The organism is Streptomyces sp. NPDC126499, assembly GCF_040302485.1.
Lineage (GTDB): Bacteria > Actinomycetota > Actinomycetes > Streptomycetales > Streptomycetaceae > Streptomyces.
In genome coordinates, this window is sequence record NZ_JBEOUO010000061.1 from 1 (window position 1) to 1,447 (window position 1,447).

At 32.2% G+C, this 1,447-nt stretch carries 2 protein-coding genes; both read left to right on the top strand.

Annotation, left to right across the window (positions count from 1 at the left end; all coding sequences use genetic code 11):
* On the top strand, positions 1–885 hold an 885-nt coding region (locus tag ABTZ91_RS34030; RefSeq protein ID WP_352081098.1), incomplete at its 5' end, for a Mu transposase C-terminal domain-containing protein.
* On the top strand, positions 878–1,447 hold a 570-nt coding region (locus ABTZ91_RS34035), incomplete at its 3' end, for an AAA family ATPase (RefSeq protein WP_352081099.1). The genes ABTZ91_RS34030 and ABTZ91_RS34035, both read left to right, overlap by 8 nt.

A 1,447-nucleotide genomic window follows, 5' to 3' on the forward strand; every position in this document is an offset into this window, starting at 1 on the left:
ATCTTAGATGATTATAGTCGAGCAATTGCTGGGTACTATTTATCCTTTGAATCCCCCACTGCAATAAACACATCATTAGTTTTACACCAAGCAATATGGAAGAAAGGAAATCGTGATTGGCCAATATGTGGCATCCCAGAAAAATTCTACACAGATCACGGAAGTGATTTTACCTCTAAACATTTAGAACAGGTAGCAATTGATTTGAAAATTAACTTAGTCTTTTCGACTGTAGGTGTTCCTAGAGGACGAGGGAAAATTGAAAGGTTTTTTCTAACGGTAAATCAATTGTTTTTGCAAGATTTACCTGGTTATTTAGGTAATCAAACCACCCAGTCCCTTCTCACAATTAAAGAACTTGATGAAAAATTTTCAACATTCCTTATATATAAGTATCACCATAGGATTCATGGCACAACAAAAAAGGAACCAATACATTCTTGGAATAGTTCAGGATTTCTACCTAATATGCCAGAAAGCTTAGAAACTTTGGATTTATTATTATTAAACGTAGCAAAACCAAGAAAAGTGCATTCTGATGGTATCCATTTTCAAGGCATGAGATATATAGATACTAATTTAGCTGCGTACGTTGGTGAAACTGTGATTATTCGTTACAATCCAAGAGATATTGCAGAAATTAGAGTATTTTATCAGGATAAATACATATGTACTGCCATTTCTCCTGAAATCTCTGATTATACCGTAGATCTTAAAGAAATTGTTTCTGCCCGAAATAAAGTAAGAAAAACTTTAAAGAAACAACTAGAACCTAGAAAATCTGTTATAGAAGAAGTTAGAGATTCCAAACAAGAAGAATATACAATTCGTCCAGATAGACCTGATAAAAAGAAGTCAAAACTAAAGAGGTATCTAAATGAATAAGGAGCAAAAATTTATTGAAACAAAAGAATATAAACGTTTTACAGAATTTTGCGATGCTTGTATCAAATATAAATATATAGGTATTTGTTATGGGGTTCCAGGTGTCGGAAAAACCTTATCTTCAAGGTATTATACAAATTGGGATAATATAGAGAAGCAAATAGCTTATAAAAAAGCAGATGAAATTCCTTTAAAAACGGATGGAGCAATTCTTGAGGCCAACACAATTTTTTATACAGCTCCAGCAGTCCGATCTACTAAAATGACTGACAATATCAATACTTTAGGATTTAGAATAAATATGTCAAAGGCGATGTATAAACTACATACTACGGGCGAAGAAGAATATTATTCAGATTCCTATAAAGATATAGATTTAATCATTGTCGATGAAATTGACCGATTAAAACTGCAAAGTTTAGAACAACTTAGGGATATTTATGATCAAAACAACGTAGCAATGATATTAATTGGAATGCCAGGAATTGAAAAACGATTAGCTCGTTATCCTCAACTATACTCTAGAATTGGTTTTGCTCATGAGTTTGACAAACTAAGTAAA